This is a genomic window from Oleiagrimonas sp. (genome assembly GCF_027858935.1).
GTDB lineage: Bacteria > Pseudomonadota > Gammaproteobacteria > Xanthomonadales > Rhodanobacteraceae > Oleiagrimonas.
This window is the reverse complement of the sequence record NZ_JAQIBU010000047.1, coordinates 1-2,276: the sequence shown is the minus strand read 5'-3', so window position 1 is coordinate 2,276 and position 2,276 is coordinate 1. Positions and strand designations below refer to the sequence as shown.

General features: G+C 64.9%; 2 protein-coding genes and 1 pseudogene. 1 reads left to right on the top strand and 2 read right to left on the bottom strand.

The annotated features are described in order from the left end of the window. Positions 1-536, top strand: a pseudogene (locus PF446_RS01820) (YncE family protein); the annotation flags it as partial. 478 nt (positions 537-1,014) lie between these two features. Here the strand turns inward: PF446_RS01820 and PF446_RS01815 are convergent. Both PF446_RS01815 and PF446_RS01810 read right to left on the bottom strand, forming a co-directional pair. Further along, positions 1,015-1,254 (bottom strand): GGDEF domain-containing protein, encoded by a 240-nt coding sequence (locus PF446_RS01815; RefSeq protein WP_298069110.1) that lies wholly within the window; start codon positions 1,252-1,254, stop codon positions 1,015-1,017. 173 nt (positions 1,255-1,427) lie between these two features. After that, on the bottom strand, positions 1,428-2,276 hold an 849-nt coding region (locus tag PF446_RS01810; RefSeq protein ID WP_298069108.1), incomplete at its 5' end, for a glutamate-5-semialdehyde dehydrogenase.

Here is a 2,276-nt window from a genome sequence, read left to right as displayed (position 1 = left end):
TTCCAGGAAAGCCCGAGTTTGCAGCGGCCGATGGCCACGGTCACATTTTCGATAACATCGAAAGCAAGTCCGAGCTGGTGGAGATCGACACCACAACCGACAAGGTCATCCATACCTGGTCGCTGGCACCCTGCAAGTCGCCGAGCGGCCTGGCGCTGGACGTGGCGCATGCGCGCATATTCTCGGTCTGCGACAACGGCGTGATGGCCGTCACCAACGCACGGAACGGCCACCATATCGCCACGGTCGCCATCGGCAAGGGACCGGATGCGGTGCGCTTCGACACCGGCATGCAGACGGTATTCAGCTCCAACGGCGACAGCGGCACACTGACAGCCGTGCACGAAGACAGTCCCGACCACTACACCGTCGCAGCGACCATTCCGACCCAGGCCAGCGCGCGCACTGAGGCGCTGGACCCGCTGAAACACCGCATCTATCTTTCCTCTGCCATGCTCAGCAACCGGCGCAACGCCCACGGCTGGCGCATACCGGTGCCGGGCAGCTTCACCCTGCTTGTTGTCGGCGCACACTGATTCAGACGCGACACGTGCCGTCGCCCGGTGCTGATGATGGCGACGGTACGTGTCCAGATTCGCAGTTCTTGCAGCATGGCAGCATGACGCCAGCGGACATGTGAAGGCATGGTCACTGAGCTTCTGGGGGTCGCTGATTGAATGGACCCGGGCTCCTTGCTCGGCCCTTCGATCTGCACCAGCACGCCTTGCGCTTCCAGTTCGGCGATCTCGCGGCGTGATCCGTGGGCACCGGCCGTGACCGCCGCATAGCCGACCCGGCGATCGCGCCCGAGCACCTTGCCGCGGTACAGCGCAGCGCCGGCCGCGCGCAGGCACAACGCACAGTCAGCCACGCCTTCGGCCACAGGGGACGGTGCAGTACCCCATCGAGGCGCTCATGCGCACCGCATGGCCATCCAGCATCAATGACTGTCGCACGCACGCGTCACGCAGGTGGGCGAACAGCTCCGGCACCTCCAACAATGACGTGTCCGGGCTACCCAAAAAATGCCTCGCCGCCCCAGCGCACCAGCACGTCCGATTTCCGGCAGCAGTCGCGCAACACGTCGGTGAAGTGCCTCAACACCTGGTCACCCGCTTCGTGCCCGCAGGTGTCGTTGATCTGCTTGAAATGGTCGATCTCCCGCACCCGCACATGAATAGGCCGGAGCAGGGTGCCCTGCCCCGGCCCCATGCAACAAGCCATGACCACGTAGCCCGGATAAGCGAAGCGCATCCGGGAGATGATGTCGCCCGCGCCAGTCGCACAACCCTCCATCGTGAATGCGGCCCGCTTCGCGGTCCCTGCCGCGACCAAAGGGAGTGCCTGTGGTGCGACCAAAGGGAGTGCCTGTGGTTGGGCCCCAAGGGAGTGCCATTGGGTCGATCAGGAGCTTCTTCGGGCTACGCTCAGGCCGCCTTGTCGGCCTGCTTGCTCTCGGCGTGTCGTACCTGGCCATCACCGCGCAGGACAAAACGCTCGATGGTCAGGGCCTCGGCACCCATCGGGCCGTACGAATGCAGGCGCGTGGTGGAGATGCCGATTTCCGCACCCAGACCCAGTTCGCCGCCGTCGGAGAAGCGCGAGGAGGTGTTGATCATGACCACCGCCGAGCGCAGCGCGTGTACGAAACGTTCGGCCACGGCCTTGTCTTCGGCCGCGATCACCTCGGTGTGGTCGGAACCGTACTGGCGGATATGCTTGATGGCGGCGTCCACGTCGTCGACCACGCGCACGGCGATCTTCAGCGCCAGGTACTCGGTGGCGTAGTCCTCATCGGTGGCCTCACCCATGTCGGGCACGATCTTGCGCGAAGCTGCATCACCGAGCAGTTCCACGCCGCGCTCGCGCAGTGCCTTGGCCGCGCGTGGCAGGAAGGTTTCGGCCACGTCCTTGCCGACCAGCAGATTCTCCAGCGAATTGCAGGCGGCCGGACGCGTGGTCTTGCCGTCTATCAGGATGTCCAACGCCTTGTCCAGGTCCGCGCTGGCGTCCACGTACAGGTGGCACACGCCCTTGTAGTGCTTGATCACCGGAACGCGAGCGTTTTCGTCGACGAAGCGGATCAGGCCCTCGCCGCCGCGCGGGATCAGCAGGTCGAGGATGTCGTTGAGTTGCATCAGCTCCAGCATCGCCTCGCGACTGAGATCTTGCATCAGCGTGACCGCGTGCTCGTCGATGCCGGCATTGCGCAGCGCGGTGCGCAGGCAGGCAGCGATCGCGTTGTTGGAGCGCACCGCTTCCTTGCCGCCGCGCAG

Bases quoted from the DNA above. Each gene is read 5' to 3' on its own strand.
- PF446_RS01815 (WP_298069110.1), bottom strand. From the start codon at position 1,254: ATGCGCTTCGCTTATCCGGGCTACGTGGTCATGGCTTGTTGCATGGGG.